Raw genomic sequence first — 18,660 nt, 5'->3', positions numbered from 1 at the left:
TGTTACCTCTTGCGTAATACGTAGACCCGCCACATGGCATAGAGCGGTAAAAAGTCCAGTTGTTCCTCGATACGGAAACCCACCTGCTCGAATTCCTTTTCAACCGTAGCCGCCGGTAACACAAATCGATTTTGGTAACCTTCCTGCCCACGGGTTTTCTCGGCGCGCTTGCGTTTCCACGCTTTGAAATTGCCGTCCACCCACAAAGAAAGGATCACGCTGTCGCGGGTGACGCGCTCGAACTCACGCAAAATAGCCAGTCGATGCTCGGCTTCACCGATGTGATGGAGCAAACGCATGCAGAAAATGCTGTCGACGGCGTTATCAGGTAAGGCAATGTCGAATGCAGAAGTGTGCAAGGGCTGTACCCGTTTCACTACATCGGCAGGTTGCGCCTGCATGGCAATCTTCAGCATGGACTCGGAGTTGTCAGCCCCGATAATGGCTCGATTGGTTTTTTCCGCCAGCAATGGCCAGAAACGTCCCGCACCACAGGGCAAATCGAGGACCAGACCCGGCTCGCCGACCAGTGTCAGCGCCCTGCGCGCCATTTGCTCGTCACGCCAGTGAGACAGGCGGCGGCCAAGCCCATCCTTATGCTTGCGCAGGTATCGTTGAGCGTGCTGATCGTCGTATTTTTCGGAAAAATCAAGTTTGATCGGGCCATCCATCGTCAAGGTCTCCTGAGCGTCGATGGCACCCACGATAAGGAGCGCCGTGTCAGCGTCAGGTCATACCTTTGTGAAAAAAATGTTATGTAAAACTTCAAATTATTTCGAGGTTTTACAGAGCGATAACGATCGCTCCAGGCTACTGCGTTTCAAGAGGTTGATCAGTCCACATCCGACGGATACAACTCCACCTGAAAACGACAACCATTGGGTTCCATGTTCGTCAGGCTGACGTTCCAACCCTGGTTTTCACAGATCCGCTGCACCAGCGACAGTCCCAACCCCAGGCCCTCGCCGCGTTTCTCATTGCCCCGCACGAAGGGCTCGAACATCGCCTCGCGTTTTTCTTCTGGAATGCCCACGCCGCTGTCCTCGACGAAGAAACCCGTGGCCGTCAGGGTCAGGCGGATGAACCCGTGTTCGGTGTAATGCAGCGCGTTACGCAGCAGGTTGCCCATGACCGCGTGCAGCAGGGTTGCGTTGTAGCAGGTGTTTGCCGGAGTGCCCGGCTCAAAGATCAGCGCCAGCCCCTTGGCCTCGATCGGCTCGCGCCACAAATTGAGCAGTCCATCGGCTACCTGGCTCAGGGTCTGGTGGGGCGACATGCCGGCGTCTTCACGCTGTGCGCGGGCCAACATCAGGAAGGTTTGCACCAGCTCGCGCATCTCTTCACAGGCGCGGGCGATTCGCTCGACCTGAGCACGTCCACGCTGATCGATGCCGGGGTTTTCCAGCAGCAGCTCGCAGGAGCTGGCCAGCACCATCAATGGCGTGCGCAGTTCGTGACTGACGTCACTGGTGAACATCCGTTCGCGGGTCAACGCCTGGCGCAAACGCCCGAGGGTGGCATCGAAGGCCACGGCCAACTCGCCCACTTCATCAGCGGCATAATCCGGCGCCAGCGGTGGCGCCAGACCTAATAATTGATCACGGTGACGGACCTGACGTGCCAGTCGCACCACGGGCGCCATCACTTTGCGCGCCAGTACCCAGCCGAGAAACACCGCCAACGCCAGACTCAGGACGAAACCCACCAGCACCACGGCAAACAGCACCCGTTCACGCTCTTCGAAATCACTCTGATCCTGCAACAGCACGTAGTGCCGGCCGTCGACGACTTCGACCATCGCGTGATACGACAGCTGCTCGCGAAACACTTCGTGAAAGCCCGGGTCCAGGTGCCGCAGGTCCCTGGGGAGTTCGAAGTCGCCCGGCCCGCCGCTGAAATAGAACATTTGGTCCGGCTCGGGACGGTGACTCCAGTCCGACACGCTGTCCATCAGCAACAGACGTTGTAAATCGCCACCCAGCCCTGCCGATATCAGTTTTTCTTCCACCAGGTGCACGGTCGCCACAATGCCCATGGCAAAGGCTCCCGCAACCAGTGCGCTCATCAACGCAAAGGCGATGATGATCCGTTGAGCAAGGCTCTGTTTAAACTCCATCTCGGCCCTCGGCCAAGCGATAACCCACACCGTGCACGGTTTGCAGCAACGGTTTGGTGAACGGCTTGTCGATCACCTGGCGTAATTGATGGACGTGGCTGCGCAGGCTGTCGCTGTCCGGGCAGTCATCACCCCACAGAGCCTCTTCGAGAATTTCGCGGCGCAGTACGTGAGGACTTTTCTGCATCAATACGGCCAGCAACTTCAGGCCCACCGGGTTGAGTTTCAGCAGACGTCCTTCGCGGGTCACTTCCAGGGTATCGAGGTCGTAGATCAGATCGCCGACCTGCAAGGTGCGGCGGCCGCCACCCTGGGCGCGACGCATGACCGCCTCGATGCGCGCCGCCAATTCAGACAGGGCAAAGGGTTTGATCAGGTAGTCATCGGCCCCGGACTTGAAGCCTTGCAGCCGATCGTCCAGTTGATCGCGCGCGGTAAGCATGATCACCGGCGTGTCGCGGCGCGCGTCTTCGCGCAGGCGTTTGCACAGGGTGTAGCCGTCGATACCCGGCAACATGATGTCGAGCACGATCAAGTCGTAATGCTCGGTGGCCGCCAGGTGCAAGCCTGACAAACCGTCCTGCGCGCAATCCACGGTATAGCCTTTGAGCCCCAAGTAATCGGCCAGATTGGCCAGGATATCGCGGTTGTCTTCAACCAATAGAATTCGCATGGGTATCTCCTCCGTACACAGTAACGGCCGTCTTGGCCCGCGCAGCTTAAGGCCAAGTGTGGCTGAGGGCTAGGGCTGCGTGCAGCTGTAAATCCACCCCATAAACCCGGGGCGCCTTTAACGACTTTTTCACTATCGATTCACACGCTGACGACAGGATCAGGCTCAAACTCCGCGCGGCTGCGCTTTTCAGAACATTTCACCGACCAAGGAACTGCCATGGTTTCGACTGCTGTCCACCCCGCCTCCCGCCCGCTGAATTTCTGGGTGTGCCTGGGCGTTCCCGCCATCGCGGCGATCGTTCTGGTGCTGCTCGAACTGACGTCCCTGGACATGGACCTTGCCAAGCTGTTCTATGACCCGGTCGCGGGGGATTTCATCGGACGGCACAGTTACTTCCTGGAAGACATCCTGCATGACCGCGCCAAGCAGGTGGTCATCGCCTTCTCGGTGTTGGCCATCTTCGGTTTCATCGCCTCCTTTTTCATGGACAGGCTCAAACCGGTCAAACGGGAACTGGGCTGCCTGGTGTTGTCTCTCGCTCTGGCAACCTCGTTTGTCACGCCAGTCAAAGCGGTGACGGCCGTTCAATGCCCATGGAGCCTTGAGCAGTTCGGCGGTCACGAAACCTATAGCGAACTGCTCAGCCCTCGCCCGCACACCGATAAACCTGGCCGTTGCTGGCCCGGCGGTCATGCGGCGACCGGTTTCACACTGTTTGCACTGTTCTTTGTCCTGCGTGACCGTCGTCCGCGTCTGGCACGCAAGGCGTTTTTGTTCGCTTTCGCGTTGGGCACGGTGTTTTCCATCAGCCGGATGATGCAGGGAGCGCACTTCTTTTCGCACAATGTGTGGACGGCGATTTTCTGCTGGCTGATTTGTCTGGGGTCGTATTACTACATCCTTTATCGCCCGGTTTCCAAGGCTGATCGAGTGACCCAGGCAGAAACGGTCAGCGCCTGATCCTTGACTTGAATGACCGGCAATAAAAAACCCCGCCTGCTTTCGCAGGCGGGGCTTTTTTATAGGGGTAAGCTCGTACAGGGTAAGGCTGGCTTACATCATGCCGCCCATGCCGCCCATACCGCCCATGTCTGGCATGCCGCCGCCAGCTGGTTTGTCGTCCGGAGCATCAGCGATCATGGCTTCGGTGGTCAGCATCAAGCCACCAATGGACGCCGCAGCCTGCAGAGCAGAGCGAGTCACTTTGGTAGGGTCGAGGATGCCCATTTCGATCATGTCGCCGTATTCGCCGGTAGCAGCGTTGTAACCGAAGTTACCCGAACCTTGCTTGACCTTGTCGACGACTACGCTTGGCTCGTCGCCGGAGTTGGCAACGATCTGACGCAGTGGCGATTCGATAGCGCGACGCAGTACAGCAATACCGACGTTCTGATCAGCGTTGTCGCCTTTCAGTTCGCTGATGGCTTGCAGAGCGCGAATCAGCGCTACGCCACCGCCAGGTACCACGCCTTCTTCAACGGCTGCACGAGTAGCGTGCAGGGCGTCTTCAACGCGGGCTTTCTTCTCTTTCATTTCAACTTCGGAACCAGCGCCAACCTTGATCACTGCAACGCCGCCGGACAGCTTGGCCAGACGCTCTTGCAGTTTTTCACGGTCGTAGTCGGACGAAGTATCAGCCACTTGCTGACGGATCTGCAGAACGCGAGCCTGGATATCAGCTTCAACGCCGGCGCCGTCGATGACGGTGGTGTTTTCCTTGGTTACGGCTACGCGCTTGGCATTACCCAGGTGTTCCAGGGTAGCGCTTTCCAGGCTCAGACCGATCTCTTCAGAGATAACGGTACCGCCGGTCAGGACAGCGATGTCCTGCAGCATGGCCTTGCGACGGTCACCAAAGCCTGGAGCCTTGACGGCAACCACTTTGACGATACCGCGCATGTTGTTCACAACCAGAGTCGCCAAGGCTTCGCCTTCAACGTCTTCGCTCACGATCAACAGTGGACGACCTGCTTTGGCAACGGCTTCCAGTACTGGCAGCAGTTCACGGATGTTCGAGATTTTCTTGTCGACCAGCAGGATCAGCGGACCGTCGAGCTCGGCAGTCATTGTCTCTGGCTTGTTGACGAAGTACGGGGACAGGTAACCACGGTCGAACTGCATGCCTTCAACAACCGACAGTTCGTTTTCCAGGCCCGAGCCTTCTTCAACGGTGATCACGCCTTCTTTACCGACTTTTTCCATGGCTTCGGCAATGATGTCGCCGATGGAGTTGTCGGAGTTGGCCGAGATGGTGCCGACCTGAGCGATGGCCTTGGTGTCAGCGCAAGGCTTGGACAGGGCTTTCAGCTCCTTGACGATGGCGATGGTCGCTTTGTCGATACCGCGCTTCAGGTCCATCGGGTTCATGCCGGCAGCGACGGCTTTCAGGCCTTCGTTGACGATCGATTGAGCCAGAACGGTAGCGGTGGTGGTGCCGTCGCCTGCATCATCGTTGGCACGGGAGGCAACGTCTTTGACCAGCTGCGCGCCCATGTTTTCGAAGCGATCTTTCAGCTCGATTTCTTTGGCAACGGACACGCCGTCCTTGGTGATGGTCGGAGCGCCGAAGCTCTTCTCGATGATCACGTTACGGCCTTTAGGGCCCAGGGTCGCTTTTACTGCGTCAGCCAGGACGTTGACACCGGCGAGCATTTTCTTGCGGGCGGAATCGCCGAATTTAACTTCTTTAGCAGCCATGATCGATATTCCTTAAATACTTTGTAGTAACGGGAAAATGAGCGGGGAATCAGCCTTCGACAACAGCGAGGATTTCGCTTTCGCCAATTACCAGCAGGTCTTCGCCGTCGACTTTCACAGTGTTGCTGCCGGAGTACGGGCCGAACACAACCTTGTCACCCACTTTCACGGACAGCGCACGCACTTCACCGTTGTCCAGTACTTTGCCTGGGCCTACAGCGAGGACTTCACCCTGGTTTGGCTTTTCAGCAGCCGAACCTGGCAGGACGATACCGCCAGCGGTTTTCTTTTCTTCTTCGCTGCGACGGACGACGACGCGGTCATGCAGAGGACGAAGCTTCATTGTCGATCTCTCCTAATTGTGGTTTTCATCGGCCGGTGTATTCCCGGCGGGTTTAACAAATCCGGCGGTGCCGGGTGCGATTCGACGAGCGAACCGCGGAAGTCTGTCTGGCGTAATCGCCAGAAACCTTGCGGTGACCGTTACATAAGGGCGCATAAGCTTATTACAAGGGCGAGTGAGCAAATTTTTTCATGTTGCTGCCCCACAAACGAACACGGCACCCGAAGGTGCCGTGCCGGTGTAGCGTATTACTTGTTATCGCGGTGCTCGAACTCGCCTTCAATCACGTTAGGCTCACGGCCCAGCGGCTCGCGCGGAACAGGACCGCCACGTGGCTGAAGGTCATCGGCGAATGCACGCTGACGGATCGCCTGCTCTTCGGCACGCTGGCGCATTTTATTGGCCAACAGCCGACGAGAGATCGGCAGCAACATGATCAGACCCAGCACGTCCGTGACGAAGCCCGGCAGGATCAACAGACCACCCGCCAGCGCCAGCATCAAACCTTCAAGCATGGTCTGGGCCGGCAGCTCGCCGCGGTTCAGGCTTTCACGGGCACGCAGCGCAGTGGCCAGACCGGCGATACGCAGCACGAACACGCCGAGCATCGAGCCGAGAATCACCAGCAGCAGGGCCGGGAAAAACCCGATTGCCCCGCTCACCTTGACGAATACGAACAGCTCCAACACCGGAAACAGTACAAAGAGCAATAAAAAAGGGCGCATCAAATGGTTCCTCAACGCAAGAATGCCTTGCCAGTCTTCCCTAGATGACGTCGCCGTTTCGTGAATTCAAGCGTCGGCCACTTCATTTTTTGGCCAATGTTCGGCGTGAGCCAGGAAAACCAAGGCTTCGCGCACTTGTGTCGGCGTATTACACGGCGCTTGAAACGGCAGCCAGTAAAGTCCCTGACCGATGCGCAGGTGCATGCCTTCGGTGTCGATACCCGCCAAATGCGCCGGCTCGGTTTTCGGCAGGCCTGCCAGTTCGACGTAGTGGGCGATGGCTTTGGCGTGATCGGCATTCATGTGCTCGACCATGCTCGCTTCGGCCTTTGCGGCGAACGGGTTGGCCAGGGTCAACTGATCGACCCAGTGAATCGCGCCGAAGCCGCCGATGTAACGGTGACGTACCGGTTTGAGCACCCAGAAATCGAAATCATGGGCCTTGTGGTAGCTCTGCGAATCAGGGAAATAGCGGTAGTAGCGCTCGGCTGCTGCATCGATGGCAGACTCATCCTCGAGCTTTTCTGCTTCGGCCAGGTACGTCAGGCGACCAACGGCTTGCACGTCTTCGGCACCGCGCTCACCAACGAACAATGAGCATTTTGGATCTTTCTGCAGGTTATGCGTGTGCTGGGCGATACGACTGATGAGGATCAGCGGCCAGCCCTGCTCGTCCAGGCAGTACGGAACCACGGAGCCAAACGGGAAACCGGGCATCGCCTTGGAGTGCGTCGAGAGCACTCCACGGTATTCCTTGAGAAGCAATTCTCGGGCATTCTTGGCCGCTTCAACGCTCAATTTATGACTCCTTAAATAGAATCCGTCGAAAAAACGGACAGGCGCCTGGGGATAAGTTCCAGTACGCCATCGGGGCAGTTCTCGTGTGCAACCAAGCCACATCTGGTGCAGATCGAGAGGCTCACTAAAAGGAACCCACTCCTCTGACCTGCTATTGGGGCATGCAAATGCAACTCACTGACAAAGTAATCATTATCACGGGCGGTTGCCAGGGTTTAGGCCGTTCCATGGCCGAGTATTTCGCAAGCAAAGGCGCGAAACTGGCACTGGTGGACCTGAACCAGGAAAAACTCGATGACACCGTCGCCGCCTGCCAGGCCAAGGGTGTCGAGGCCCGCGCCTACCTGTGCAATGTCGCCAATGAAGAGCAAGTGACCCACATGGTCGCCCAGGTGGCCGAAGACTTCGGCTCGATCCATGGCCTGATCAACAACGCCGGGATTCTGCGCGATGGCTTGTTGATCAAGGTCAAGGACGGCGAGATGACCAAGATGAGCCTGGCCCAGTGGCAGACGGTCATCGACGTCAATCTGACCGGCGTATTCCTGTGCACCCGTGAAGTCGCGGCCAAAATGGTCGAGCTGAAAAACAGCGGCACGATCATTAATATCTCGTCGATCTCCCGCGCTGGCAACGTCGGCCAGACCAACTACTCCGCCGCCAAGGCGGGTGTCGCTGCGGCGACCGTGACCTGGGCCAAGGAACTGGCACGCTACGGTATTCGTGTGGCGGGCATTGCGCCGGGTTTTATCGAAACCGAGATGACGCTGGGCATGAAGCCTGAGGCGCTGGAGAAGATCACGTCCGGGATTCCGCTCAAGCGCATGGGCAAGCCTGAAGAGATCGCCCATTCGGCGGCCTACATTTTCGAGAACGACTACTACACCGGTCGGATTCTGGAGATGGATGGCGGGTTGCGTATTTAAAGCCAGCCTGAAACCACTGTGGGAGCGGCTGTGGCGAGGGGATTTATCCCCGTTGGGTGGCGCAGCCGCCCCCAAAAAAATGGGCCTGCTTCGCAGTCCAACGGGGATAAATCCCCTCGCCACAGCTCGCTCCCACAGGAGATCGTATTTCAGGTCATTAATCGTCGCTGATCGTGATGTTCGGCATGGCCGGTGTCGCCGCTTCCTGCAACACGATCCGCGCGCCGACATGGCGGGCCAGTTCCTGGTAAACCATCGCAATCGGGCTGTCAGGCTCGGCGATTACCGTTGGCTTGCCGCCATCGGCCTGTTCGCGGATGGCCATCGCCAGCGGCAACGAAGCCAGCAGTTCGACGCCGTACTGGTTGGCCAGCTTCACACCACCGCCCTCACCGAAAAGATGTTCGGCATGTCCGCAATTGGAGCAGATGTGCACGGCCATGTTTTCCACCACGCCCAGCACCGGAATGTTGACCTTGCGGAACATCTCAACGCCTTTGCGCGCGTCCAGCAATGCCAGGTCCTGCGGGGTAGTGACGATCACCGCGCCGGCCACCGGGACTTTCTGCGCCAGGGTCAGCTGGATGTCGCCGGTGCCTGGAGGCATGTCGATGACCAGGTAATCGAGGTCGCCCCAGGCGGTTTGAGTGACGAGTTGCAATAAGGCACCGGAAACCATCGGCCCGCGCCAGACCATCGGTGTGTTGTCGTCGGTCAGGAACGCCATGGACATGACTTCGACGCCGTGGGACTCGATCGGAATAAACCACTTCTGATCCTTGACCTTGGGTCGGGTGCCTTCGGGGATGCCGAACATGATGCCCTGGCTCGGTCCGTAAATGTCCGCGTCGAGAATCCCGACCTTGGCGCCTTCACGGGCCAAGGCCAGGGCCAGGTTGGCGGCGGTGGTTGATTTGCCCACACCGCCCTTGCCGGACGCCACGGCCACCACGTTCTTGACGTTGGCCAGCCCCGGGATCTGCGCTTGAGCCTTGTGCGCGGCAATGACACTGGTGATCTCGACGCGGGCGATGGTCACGCCGTCCAGCCCTTCAATGGCCATTTGCAGCAATTGCGCCCAGCCACTCTTGAACAGACCGGCGGCGTAACCCAGCTCCAGCTGGACGCTGACGCGATCACCCTGAATGTCGATGCCGCGCACGCACCCGGCGCTGACCGGGTCCTGGTTCAGGTAAGGGTCGGTGTATTGGCGAAGGACGGCTTCCACCGCTGCGCGATTGACGGCGCTCATGGGCAACTCCGATAGCAAGACTGGAAAATCAGGCGGGTATCCTACGCCGGACACACATTTGTGGCGAGGGAGCCCGACACCGGTTGGCGGTTGTCGCAGCCCGAAACAGGCTCACGGGGTGAAAAATATGCGCCGGCGCTTTATAGTGGCCGACCTCCGTTTCATCAAGTAGCCGAGCCCCATGTCCGAGCCACGCAAGATCCTCGTCACCAGCGCCCTGCCCTATGCCAATGGTTCGATCCATCTTGGCCACATGCTGGAATACATCCAGACCGATATGTGGGTGCGCTTTCAGAAGCACCGCGGCAATCAATGCATTTATGTCTGCGCCGACGACGCCCACGGTTCGGCCATCATGCTGCGCGCGGAAAAGGAAGGCATCACCCCGGAACAACTGATCGCCAACGTCCAGGCTGAACACAGCGCCGACTTTGCCGAGTTCCTGGTGGACTTCGATAACTTCCACTCCACTCACGCCGAAGAAAACCGTGAGCTGTCGAGCCAGATCTACCTGAAGCTGCGCGACGCCGGGCACATCGCCCAGCGTTCGATCACTCAGTACTTCGACCCGGAAAAGAAAATGTTCCTGGCCGACCGCTTCATCAAGGGCACCTGCCCGAAATGCGGCACCGAAGACCAGTACGGCGACAACTGCGAAAAATGCGGTGCGACCTACGCGCCGACCGACCTGAAGGATCCGAAGTCGGCGATCTCCGGCGCCACCCCGGTGCTCAAGGATTCCCAGCACTTCTTCTTCAAGCTGCCGGACTTCCAGGAAATGCTGCAAGCCTGGACCCGCAGCGGCACCCTGCAAGAGGCCGTGGCGAACAAGATCGCCGAATGGCTGGATGCCGGCCTGCAACAGTGGGACATCTCCCGCGATGCGCCGTACTTCGGTTTCGAAATCCCCGACGAGCCAGGCAAATACTTCTACGTCTGGCTGGACGCGCCAATCGGCTACATGGCCAGCTTCAAGAACCTCTGCGCCCGTCGTCCGGACCTGGACTTCGACGCGTTCTGGGGCAAGGATTCCACCGCCGAGCTGTACCACTTCATCGGCAAGGACATCGTCAACTTCCACGCGCTGTTCTGGCCAGCCATGCTCGAAGGCGCCGGTTTCCGTAAACCGACCGGCATCAACGTGCACGGCTACCTGACCGTCAACGGTCAGAAAATGTCCAAATCCCGCGGCACCTTCATCAAGGCCCGAACCTATCTCGACCACCTGTCGCCGGAATACCTGCGCTACTACTACGCGGCGAAGCTGAGCCGTGGCGTCGATGACCTGGACCTGAACCTCGAAGACTTCGTGCAGAAGGTCAACTCCGACCTGGTCGGCAAAGTCGTCAACATCGCCAGCCGTTGCGCCGGCTTCATCCATAAAGGCAACGCCGGTGTACTGGTGGCGGGTAATGCCGCGCCGGAACTGACCGAAGCGTTCCTGGCCGCAGCGCCGAGCATCTGCGACGCCTACGAGGCTCGCGACTTCGCCCGCGCCATGCGTGAAATCATGGGTCTGGCCGACCGCGCCAACGCCTGGATCGCCGACAAGGCCCCGTGGTCGCTGAACAAACAGGAAGGCAAGCACGACGAAGTCCAGGCCATCTGCGCCTTGGGCATCAACCTGTTCCGCCAGTTGGTGATTTTCCTCAAGCCTGTACTTCCGTTGCTGGCCGCCGATGCCGAGGCGTTCCTCAACGTCGCGCCGCTGACCTGGAACGACCACGCTACCTTGCTCAGCAACCATCAGTTGAACGAGTTCAAACCGTTGATGACCCGTATCGACCCGGTAAAAGTGCAAGCCATGAGCGACGCCTCGAAAGAAGACCTGACCGCCAGCGCTACCGACACCGGCGACGCTGCACCTGCCGGCAATGGCGAACTGGCCAAGGATCCACTGTCGCCAGAGATCGAGTTTGATGCCTTTGCCGCGGTCGACCTGCGCGTCGCCCTGATCCTCAAGGCCGAACACGTGGAAGGTGCTGACAAACTGCTGCGCCTGACTCTGGACATCGGTGACGAGCAACGCAACGTGTTCTCCGGGATCAAGAGTGCCTACCCGGATCCGTCCAAGCTCAATGGTCGTCTGACCATGATGATCGCCAACCTCAAGCCACGGAAAATGAAGTTCGGCATCTCCGAAGGCATGGTGATGGCTGCCGGTCCTGGTGGTGAAGAAATCTACCTGCTCAGCCCTGACAGCGGCGCCAAGCCAGGTCAGCGCATCAAGTAAGGTTGTGCAGTAAATCGATCCCACAGTCGTGCCTGGCGCGACTGTGGGATTTTTCATGTCTGGCCCACCCTCCGTCCTTGCCGGATAATGCCTAAGCTTTTTAGACCGCTCTGTTAAAAAGCCCCGTTCTTGCCGGCACGATCATGACCGAAATTGTTCTTACGCTTATCAGTGCAGCCCTGATCAACAACCTCGTGTTGCACTGGCCGCTGGGCGTCGATCCGCTGTTGGGCAACGAGCATCGGCAGGTCCACGCGCTGGGTCTTGCGACGGCTTGCTTGATGCTGATCGTCGGCACGCTGGGCTACTTGGCCTACCGTTGGCTGCTGATCCCGCTGGAGCTGACGTCGCTGCGCCTTTTCGTATTCCTGCCTTTAAGCGTTTTGCTGATTGGCCCGCTGCTGAAAGTGCTTTCCCGGTTACTTCCAAAGCTTGCGTTCGATGGCCTCTGGCCCCTACTGCTGGGCAATGCTGGCGTACTCGGGCTGACACTGCTCAACGCTCAGGACGACAAAGGACTCTTCCACGCCATGGCCCTGAGCCTGGGTGCCGGGCTGGGTTTCTGGCTGGTACTGAGCCTGTTCAGCGACTTGCGCCAACGCACACTCGATAATGATATCCCCCTGCCTTTTCGTGGCCTGCCGATCGAGTTGATCGGCGCCGGGCTGATCGCAGTGGCTTTTCTCGGATTCAGTGGACTGATCAAAACATGAGTCTGATTCAACGCATCGACGCCCTCTTGCCGCAGACCCAATGCGGCAAGTGCGGCCATCCTGGATGCAAACCGTACGCCGAAGGCATTGCCAGCGGCGAGCCGATCAACAAATGCCCGCCGGGCGGCAGCGAAACCATCGCAGCCTTGGCCGAGCTGTTGAAAGTGCCGGTGCTGGAACTGGACGTCAGTCGCGGTTCGGCCCCGGCGCAGATCGCCTATATTCGTGAAGCGGAGTGTATTGGTTGCACCAAGTGCATCCAGGCCTGCCCGGTGGATGCCATTGTCGGCGCGGCGAAATTGATGCACACGGTGATCGTCGATGAATGCACCGGGTGCGACCTCTGCGTAGCGCCCTGCCCGGTGGATTGCATCGAGATGCGGCCGTTGCCGCTGGACACGGTGCTGCCGATTGTCGGCGGCCTGGCATTCAGCCTTGAGGAACAACGCGCCCGGACGGCCAAGCGCGATCACGCACGGCGTCGATTCGAACAACGCAACGCTCGCCTGCGTCGTGAAGAAGAACTGAAAATCGCCGAACGTCTGGCCCGAGCCCAGCGCGCCGTCCTGCACCGTGAGGTAGCGACACTCGACCCGATCCAGGCCGCTCTTGAGCGAGTCCGCGCACAGAAGGCAGCCAATGCAGATGCGGCGTTGAAAAAGGCCAAGATCGATCTGGCGATGAGTCGGGCGCAACTGAACAAGTCTCTCAAGGCGTTCGGGCATCCGCCGACCTTCGAACAGCAGTCGCAACTGATCGTCCTGCAACAGCAATTCGAGGTTGCCGAACAGGCGTTGGCGAAACTGGAAAGCACTGCACCGCCAGCCGCGCCCCCTGTCGTTCCGGCAAAAAATGCGCAGCTGAATCGGGCAAAGATCCAGTTGGCCATGCGCCGCGCCGAACTCAAGAAAGCCCAAGCCAGCGAAGCGCCAGCTGAGCAGATCCAAGCCCTGGAACTCGCGGTGAATGAAGCCGAGCGTCAGGTGGATGCCTATGCCGCCCCTTGAATCGGTCGACGAACGCCTTCAGCAAGCCATGAAGCTGGTATTGCTGGCCACCGTGCCGGGGATACTGGTGTTTTTCTGGCTGTATGGCTGGGGCGTGTTGATCAACCTGATTCTGACGGGTGTTACCGCACTGGCCGTTGAAGCGACCGTGTTGCGCTTGCGCAAGCTTGCGCTCAAGCCGACCTTGAGCGACGGCAGTGCGCTGGTCAGCGCAACGCTGTTGGCTCTGGCCTTGCCGCCTTATTGCCCGTGGTGGCTGACGGTCTGTGCCGCGGCGTTCGCGATGGTGTTCGGCAAACACCTGTATGGCGGCGTAGGAAATAACCCATTCAACCCGGCAATGCTCGGTTTCGCCCTCGTGATGGTGAGCTTTCCCCAACAGATGACCCACTGGCCGTCGTCCCATGGACTGGACCTGCTCGGCGGCTTGCAGCAGGTGTTTGGGTTCAACCTCAGCCAGACGCCGGATGCCTGGGTTCAGGCGACGGCGCTGGACAGCTTGCGTATCAACAAAAGCCTGACCATGGACGAACTGTTTGCCGCTAACCCGGCGTTCGGTCACTTCGGCGGCCGAGGCATGGAATGGGTCAACCTGGCCTTTCTGGCGGGCGGCGCATTTCTGCTGCAACGGCGGGTGTTCAGCTGGCATGCGCCAGTCGGCATGCTCGCCAGCCTGTTCGTCATCAGCCTGCTGTGCTGGAACGGCTCAGGCTCCGACTCCCATGGCTCGCCGCTGTTTCATCTGCTCACGGGCGCGAGCATGCTGGGTGCATTCTTCATCGTCACGGAACCGGTGTCTGGCGCGAAAAGCCCCGGCGCGCGACTGCTTTTCGGCGTGGGCGTCGGGCTGCTGACGTACCTGATTCGTACCTGGGGTGGTTATCCGGACGGCGTAGCCTTTGCCGTGCTGTTGATGAACCTCTGTGTGCCGGCGCTGGAGCGGTGCGTCGCCTCCAGACGGGAACGGGGTGCGCCATGAGCCAAGGATCGACCGCTGTGGTCCTGGTTTTACTGGCAGGACTGGGGATTGGCGTGACGTACCTGGTCCAGCACATCAGCGCACCGCGAATTGCGGCCGAACAGCGCCTGATCGACAGCCGTAACCTGCTGGATCTGCTGCCCGCCGAGCGCTACGACAATCAGCCGTTGGAACAGCCGCTCGCCCTCGAAAACACTGAATTGGCCAACAGCACGCTGCTGGGTGGCTATCTGGCGACCAAGACTGGCCAACCCAGCGCCGTGTTGCTGCGCAGCCAGACCTTAGGCTATGAGGGCGCCATCGAATTGCTGATCGCCATCGACGCAAACGGCAAGTTGCTTGGCGTCAAAACGCTCAAGCAATCAGAAACCCCGGGGCTGGGTGGCAAGATTGCCAACTGGCCTAATGCCTGGTTTCAGGTGTTTGTCGGTAAATCTCGAACCGAACCCGCCGATGCTGGCTGGGCCTTGAAAAAGGATCAGGGGCAATTCGATCAATTGGCGGGTGCGACCATTACTTCAAGAGCAGTGATCAACGCCATCCATGACGCGTTGCGCTACTTCGATGAACGCCGGCAACAGTTGATCGGGAGCAGCCCCCATGAATAAGTCGTCGTCTCTGCAGAACTCGCTGATGCTCGCGCCGCTGATCGGCGCCACGGATTCACTGGTGTCCGCTTTGGGCTTGTGGCTGATGTTCATCGTAGTGATCAATGCCTTTGGTGTGTGCATGGGCGCCTTGCGATCCCGACTTCTCCCGGTGACACACCTGCTTGCCGGCGTCCTGCTGGCGGCCACGCTGACCAGCTGCGCGGAACTCGCCGCGCAACTCTGGTCGCTGCAATGGCACCACCATGTGGGGTTGTATGCAGGATTGATCGCCTTGCAATGCGTCGTGCTGGAAAACACCGGTTTTTTCCAGAGCGCCAGGCGTGATCGCCTGCGTCTGTGTGGCCTGTTCGGCGCGTTGATGGCAGGCCTTGGCCTGCTGCGCGAACTCATCGGCAACGGGACACTCGGCAGCCATCTGCCATGGCTGGCTGGCACTGCGCAAGCGGATTGGCAAGGTTGGGTACTGACCGCCGACGGTGGCTTGCGCCTGGCCACCCTGGCCCCCGGCGGATTCATTCTGCTGGGACTGCTGATCGCCGCACGTCAGGCCTGGACCCGCTCGACACCCTCACACTGACCGCCTTCGAGGAAACGCACTGCCCATGAATGCCGCAAAACGTCTGGAAATTTTCCGCAGGTTTCACGAAGACAACCCGGAACCAAAGACCGAACTGGCTTACTCCTCGCCGTTCGAATTGCTGATCTCTGTGATTCTCTCGGCCCAGTCGACCGATGTCGGCGTGAACAAGGCCACTGCCAAACTCTATCCGGTGGCCAATACGCCGACGGCGATTTATGCCTTGGGTGTCGAGGGACTGTCGGAATACATAAAGACTATCGGCCTGTTCAACAGCAAAGCGAAAAACGTGATCGAGACCTGTCGCTTGCTGGTGGAACGTCATGGAGGCGAAGTGCCGCAAACCCGTGAAGAGCTGGAAGCGTTACCCGGCGTCGGCCGCAAGACCGCCAACGTGGTGCTCAATACCGCATTCCGTCAGCTGACCATGGCCGTGGACACGCATATTTTCCGGGTCAGCAACCGTACCGGCATTGCTCCCGGTAAAAATGTGGTCGAGGTTGAGAAAAAACTGATGAAGTTCGTGCCCAAGGAATATCTGCTCGACTCCCATCACTGGCTGATCCTCCACGGACGCTACGTTTGCCTGGCCCGCAAGCCTCGCTGTGGCAGTTGCCGGATCGAAGACTTGTGCGAATACAAGCAAAAGACTTCGGACGATTGAGGCGCTATTAGGCTTTTTGATTTATCGATTGAAAAAATCTTTTTTACCCGCCGAGAGATTATCGATATAAGGAGCGCCAAAGGCAGTCTTAGCCTGGAGTAACACTATGAGCACTGGCAAAGAGCAATTGGACGTAGAAGACGACTTCACCCCCGTTGAGGCTGATGACGCTGAGCCGGTGGTTGAAGTGGCGAAGACCAACCTGAGCAAACGCCGTACCATCGACAATCTGTTGGAGGAGCGCCGACTGCAAAAGCAATTGGCCGATTACGATTTTGATCCATGACACCTGAAAGCCTCCCGCAACGGAGGCTTTTTACCAAGTGCCGACCCCTGATGCCCCCGCTCAGCGCGCCTCGTCAAACGTTGAGGCAGTCACACCAAACCATTGCGTTGAGCCAATTCGATCAGGTCGACCAGGGAGCGAGCATTGAGTTTCAACAACAGGCGAGTCTTGTAAGTACTGACAGTCTTATTACTGAGAAACATTCCATCGGCAATCTCCTTGTTGGTCTTGCCTCGGGCCAACTGTTGCAAGACCATCATTTCCCGTCCCGACAGACGATCCACCATATCGGCCTCACTGGCGTTCCCCAAACTGGAACGTACGGTATGCAAGGCTTGATTCGGAAAGTAACTGTAGCCTGACAATACTGCCTTTATCGCACTGAGTAATTCGGTGAGATCCTGTTGTTTGCAGACATACCCGGCGGCACCCGATTGCATGCAACGCATGGAAAAATGCCCAGGTGCCTGGGAAGTCAATATCAGTACTTTCATGGGCATTGCTGTCGACGTTAACCGCGCGATGACTTCCAGCCCATCAAGTTTCGGTATTCCAATATCCAGGATGACAATATCCGGCATATGTTCACGGGCAAGTTGCAACGCATCCACGCCGTTATCTGTCTCTGCAATGACTTCGTAGCCATGACGCTCCATTAGCATTCGTACCGCAAGACGAATGACGGGGTGATCATCCACGATCAGCACTTTATTCATGGGCAAGTCCAATTTTCGCTGTTCGAATTTTTAGAGCCCGCACAATAGCCTAGTCGTTTCACCCATGGCATGCCGCCCCCCTCGGCCACCTACACCGAGAGACATTCCCTACAGACATTAGGGATTCGTCTTACAAAATATCCCCAAATATCGGAACCTGAAATTTTATTAACCTGAAAGAATTTATATTTTCCGCAGTTTTTGTGTTTCGATTTACAACCAGAAAACCTAATTACAGCGTCCGTCGCAAGCGATCCAACGAACACCAACTATTGAGCTACGCTTAAAAGTAACTGATGTTTTCCATCTAAAAACCCATACCACAAACACTGCACATCAAGGATTAAGAAAAAATCACACCATGCAACACTTCAAAAATAAATTCATTCCCACGCAACCAAAACATTAAAAAAACAGATATACCCACCCTCACTCATTGCCGTTACTATCCCCCCATTGAAATCCAACTTTTAAAAGGAGCACCCACCCACAAAAAACAATCATCTAGTTATTAAAACTCAAAACCAAAAATATTAACCATTCGAGAAAAGACAATACTTCCATGAGCAGAAAACATGAACATACTAAAGAAAAAAATCGTCAACCCTCTGACAGTTATTGCCATATTTGCCGCTATTTCTGAAACATCGGCCGCCGTCTCACTGCCCTTTCTCGACAACAAGGAGAAAGAGCTCTATGTCTGGTTCTTGATCAGTTTTCCCTTTTATTTGCTTTTTCTTTTCTTCGCCACACTCAACTTCAACTACCGGTCGCTGTACGCGCCCTCGGATTTTGGGAAAGGAAAGCATTTTTTAGAAGTGATGGACAACGCTAATCGCGGTCAGCGGCCCGATAACCTGAAGGACCCTCCCGCCCGGATCGGTATTCAGACGGGCCTCTCGGTTCTACAGCACGTGTGCCTGACCGAGCCGCTAAAAAACCTGCACATCGTCGATGCGCGGTGGTTGAACAAAAAAAAGGAGTTTGGCGCCTGGATTGAAAAAAATCTGCACCCACAGGGAAGCCCTGCGCAAGTGATTGTGTTTCTCACCTGTACCGATTCGGAGGCATTACTGAAGGAAAGCGCCCTCACGCATTCAAAACAGACAAAGAACCGCAACGGCCCAACGCTCTGCATTGCTTACAATTTGAATTCACGTGGCCTGACGATTCTTGATCACTCTTTTTACCTGGCACGCAGCAGGTAACGCTTGAAGAGCTTTCAGAGAGAAGAAACTGAAGGAAGGTATTACAGAAACAAAAAGAACGCTGTTAAAACGATGTCCAGCAGGAAATCCCCCTATTCAGATGTGTGGCCTTGTCATCGACAAGGCCACAACT

Annotated in this window: 20 protein-coding genes; 11 read left to right on the top strand and 9 right to left on the bottom strand. The window is 57.6% G+C overall.

Going from position 1 to position 18,660, the window contains the following annotated elements:
• Positions 1-2 precede the first annotated feature (2 nt).
• From ACYZT7_RS07150 to colR, 3 genes are all read right to left on the bottom strand, one after another.
• A complete protein-coding gene (locus tag ACYZT7_RS07150) occupies positions 3-671 on the bottom strand; it encodes a class I SAM-dependent methyltransferase (RefSeq protein WP_462040479.1) in 669 nt (222 codons plus the stop codon).
• 161 nt (positions 672-832) lie between these two features.
• Positions 833-2,116 carry a sensor histidine kinase gene (locus tag ACYZT7_RS07145; protein ID WP_462040478.1) on the bottom strand — a complete coding sequence of 428 codons (1,284 nt, stop codon included), beginning with the start codon at positions 2,114-2,116 and terminating at the stop codon, positions 833-835.
• On the bottom strand, positions 2,106-2,789 hold the full coding sequence (gene colR, locus ACYZT7_RS07140) for a two-component system response regulator ColR (protein ID WP_461969038.1): 684 nt from the start codon (positions 2,787-2,789) through the stop codon (positions 2,106-2,108). The genes ACYZT7_RS07145 and colR overlap by 11 nt, the downstream gene beginning before the upstream one ends.
• 219 nt (positions 2,790-3,008) lie before the next feature.
• Between colR and ACYZT7_RS07135 the strand changes: the two genes are divergently transcribed.
• Entirely contained in the window at positions 3,009-3,752 is a 744-nt protein-coding gene (locus ACYZT7_RS07135) for a phosphatase PAP2 family protein (RefSeq protein ID WP_462040477.1), read from the top strand.
• Between the two features lie 93 nt (positions 3,753-3,845).
• Here the strand turns inward: ACYZT7_RS07135 and groL are convergent, their stop codons facing one another.
• The 4 genes from groL to ACYZT7_RS07115 all read right to left on the bottom strand — a co-directional run bounded on the left by groL (position 3,846) and on the right by ACYZT7_RS07115 (position 7,355).
• Positions 3,846-5,489, bottom strand: a complete 1,644-nt coding sequence (gene groL, locus ACYZT7_RS07130) for a chaperonin GroEL (protein WP_129438004.1) — start codon at positions 5,487-5,489, stop codon at positions 3,846-3,848.
• A 49-nt stretch (positions 5,490-5,538) separates the two neighbouring features.
• A complete protein-coding gene (locus ACYZT7_RS07125; RefSeq protein ID WP_007948593.1) occupies positions 5,539-5,832 on the bottom strand; it encodes a co-chaperone GroES in 294 nt (97 codons plus the stop codon).
• A 248-nt stretch (positions 5,833-6,080) separates the two neighbouring features.
• Complete coding sequence (locus ACYZT7_RS07120; protein WP_282375384.1) at positions 6,081-6,557, bottom strand: FxsA family protein; 477 nt, start codon at positions 6,555-6,557, stop codon at positions 6,081-6,083.
• Positions 6,558-6,623: 66 nt separating this feature from the next.
• Positions 6,624-7,355 (bottom strand): HugZ family pyridoxamine 5'-phosphate oxidase, encoded by a 732-nt coding sequence (locus ACYZT7_RS07115; protein WP_462040476.1) that lies wholly within the window; start codon positions 7,353-7,355, stop codon positions 6,624-6,626.
• Positions 7,356-7,522: 167 nt separating this feature from the next.
• On the opposite strand from ACYZT7_RS07115, the gene ACYZT7_RS07110 reads away from it, so the two are divergent.
• Positions 7,523-8,281, top strand: a complete 759-nt coding sequence (locus tag ACYZT7_RS07110) for an SDR family oxidoreductase (protein WP_462040475.1) — start codon at positions 7,523-7,525, stop codon at positions 8,279-8,281.
• A 157-nt stretch (positions 8,282-8,438) separates the two neighbouring features.
• Here ACYZT7_RS07110 and apbC read toward each other — a convergent pair whose 3' ends face one another.
• Complete coding sequence (apbC, locus tag ACYZT7_RS07105; RefSeq protein ID WP_046047101.1) at positions 8,439-9,533, bottom strand: iron-sulfur cluster carrier protein ApbC; 1,095 nt, start codon at positions 9,531-9,533, stop codon at positions 8,439-8,441.
• A 181-nt stretch (positions 9,534-9,714) separates the two neighbouring features.
• On the opposite strand from apbC, the gene metG reads away from it, so the two are divergent.
• The 8 genes from metG (at position 9,715) to ACYZT7_RS07065 (ending at position 16,603) form a co-directional block, all read left to right on the top strand.
• Positions 9,715-11,766: a methionine--tRNA ligase gene (metG, locus tag ACYZT7_RS07100; protein ID WP_462040474.1), complete on the top strand. Its 2,052-nt coding sequence runs from the start codon at positions 9,715-9,717 to the stop codon at positions 11,764-11,766.
• Positions 11,767-11,909: 143 nt separating this feature from the next.
• Entirely contained in the window at positions 11,910-12,479 is a 570-nt protein-coding gene (locus ACYZT7_RS07095; RefSeq protein WP_462040473.1) for an electron transport complex protein RnfA, read from the top strand.
• Positions 12,476-13,486, top strand: coding sequence for an electron transport complex subunit RsxB (gene rsxB, locus ACYZT7_RS07090; protein ID WP_462040472.1), 1,011 nt, complete (start codon positions 12,476-12,478; stop codon positions 13,484-13,486). Before ACYZT7_RS07095 ends, rsxB begins: the two co-directional genes overlap by 4 nt.
• Positions 13,473-14,465 (top strand): RnfABCDGE type electron transport complex subunit D, encoded by a 993-nt coding sequence (locus tag ACYZT7_RS07085; protein ID WP_462040471.1) that lies wholly within the window; start codon positions 13,473-13,475, stop codon positions 14,463-14,465. Before rsxB ends, ACYZT7_RS07085 begins: the two co-directional genes overlap by 14 nt.
• A complete protein-coding gene (locus ACYZT7_RS07080) occupies positions 14,462-15,073 on the top strand; it encodes an RnfABCDGE type electron transport complex subunit G (RefSeq protein ID WP_462040470.1) in 612 nt (203 codons plus the stop codon). Before ACYZT7_RS07085 ends, ACYZT7_RS07080 begins: the two co-directional genes overlap by 4 nt.
• The gene (locus ACYZT7_RS07075) at positions 15,066-15,653 is read left to right on the top strand and encodes an Rnf-Nqr domain containing protein (RefSeq protein ID WP_462040469.1); all 588 of its coding nucleotides are present in this window, start codon (positions 15,066-15,068) and stop codon (positions 15,651-15,653) included. The genes ACYZT7_RS07080 and ACYZT7_RS07075 overlap by 8 nt, the downstream gene beginning before the upstream one ends.
• Before the next feature lie 25 nt (positions 15,654-15,678).
• A complete protein-coding gene (nth, locus tag ACYZT7_RS07070; protein WP_462040468.1) occupies positions 15,679-16,317 on the top strand; it encodes an endonuclease III in 639 nt (212 codons plus the stop codon).
• 106 nt (positions 16,318-16,423) lie between these two features.
• Entirely contained in the window at positions 16,424-16,603 is a 180-nt protein-coding gene (locus ACYZT7_RS07065; protein ID WP_449646064.1) for a PA3496 family putative envelope integrity protein, read from the top strand.
• An 89-nt stretch (positions 16,604-16,692) separates the two neighbouring features.
• Here ACYZT7_RS07065 and ACYZT7_RS07060 read toward each other — a convergent pair whose 3' ends face one another.
• On the bottom strand, positions 16,693-17,319 hold the full coding sequence (locus tag ACYZT7_RS07060) for a response regulator transcription factor (protein WP_008155570.1): 627 nt from the start codon (positions 17,317-17,319) through the stop codon (positions 16,693-16,695).
• A gap of 575 nt (positions 17,320-17,894) precedes the next feature.
• On the opposite strand from ACYZT7_RS07060, the gene ACYZT7_RS07055 reads away from it, so the two are divergent.
• Positions 17,895-18,527: a hypothetical protein gene (locus ACYZT7_RS07055; protein ID WP_462040467.1), complete on the top strand. Its 633-nt coding sequence runs from the start codon at positions 17,895-17,897 to the stop codon at positions 18,525-18,527.
• Positions 18,528-18,660: the final 133 nt, after the last annotated feature.

It is taken from the genome of Pseudomonas sp. RT4P38 (genome assembly GCF_054897765.1).
Note: the sequence above shows the minus strand (reverse complement) of the source record. Positions and strands in the feature narration are given on the sequence as shown.

Coding starts and splice junctions, on each gene's coding strand:
- ACYZT7_RS07055 (WP_462040467.1), top strand. CDS start 17,895: ATGAACATACTAAAGAAAAAAATCGTCAACCCTCTGACAGTTATTGCC.
- ACYZT7_RS07085 (WP_462040471.1), top strand. CDS start 13,473: ATGCCGCCCCTTGAATCGGTCGACGAACGCCTTCAGCAAGCCATGAAG.
- ACYZT7_RS07060 (WP_008155570.1), bottom strand. CDS start 17,319: ATGAATAAAGTGCTGATCGTGGATGATCACCCCGTCATTCGTCTTGCG.
- groL (WP_129438004.1), bottom strand. CDS start 5,489: ATGGCTGCTAAAGAAGTTAAATTCGGCGATTCCGCCCGCAAGAAAATG.
- ACYZT7_RS07120 (WP_282375384.1), bottom strand. CDS start 6,557: ATGCGCCCTTTTTTATTGCTCTTTGTACTGTTTCCGGTGTTGGAGCTG.
- nth (WP_462040468.1), top strand. CDS start 15,679: ATGAATGCCGCAAAACGTCTGGAAATTTTCCGCAGGTTTCACGAAGAC.
- ACYZT7_RS07110 (WP_462040475.1), top strand. CDS start 7,523: ATGCAACTCACTGACAAAGTAATCATTATCACGGGCGGTTGCCAGGGT.
- ACYZT7_RS07075 (WP_462040469.1), top strand. CDS start 15,066: ATGAATAAGTCGTCGTCTCTGCAGAACTCGCTGATGCTCGCGCCGCTG.
- rsxB (WP_462040472.1), top strand. CDS start 12,476: ATGAGTCTGATTCAACGCATCGACGCCCTCTTGCCGCAGACCCAATGC.
- colR (WP_461969038.1), bottom strand. CDS start 2,789: ATGCGAATTCTATTGGTTGAAGACAACCGCGATATCCTGGCCAATCTG.
- ACYZT7_RS07145 (WP_462040478.1), bottom strand. CDS start 2,116: ATGGAGTTTAAACAGAGCCTTGCTCAACGGATCATCATCGCCTTTGCG.
- ACYZT7_RS07125 (WP_007948593.1), bottom strand. CDS start 5,832: ATGAAGCTTCGTCCTCTGCATGACCGCGTCGTCGTCCGTCGCAGCGAA.
- ACYZT7_RS07080 (WP_462040470.1), top strand. CDS start 14,462: ATGAGCCAAGGATCGACCGCTGTGGTCCTGGTTTTACTGGCAGGACTG.
- apbC (WP_046047101.1), bottom strand. CDS start 9,533: ATGAGCGCCGTCAATCGCGCAGCGGTGGAAGCCGTCCTTCGCCAATAC.
- ACYZT7_RS07095 (WP_462040473.1), top strand. CDS start 11,910: ATGACCGAAATTGTTCTTACGCTTATCAGTGCAGCCCTGATCAACAAC.
- ACYZT7_RS07065 (WP_449646064.1), top strand. CDS start 16,424: ATGAGCACTGGCAAAGAGCAATTGGACGTAGAAGACGACTTCACCCCC.
- ACYZT7_RS07150 (WP_462040479.1), bottom strand. CDS start 671: ATGGATGGCCCGATCAAACTTGATTTTTCCGAAAAATACGACGATCAG.
- metG (WP_462040474.1), top strand. CDS start 9,715: ATGTCCGAGCCACGCAAGATCCTCGTCACCAGCGCCCTGCCCTATGCC.
- ACYZT7_RS07135 (WP_462040477.1), top strand. CDS start 3,009: ATGGTTTCGACTGCTGTCCACCCCGCCTCCCGCCCGCTGAATTTCTGG.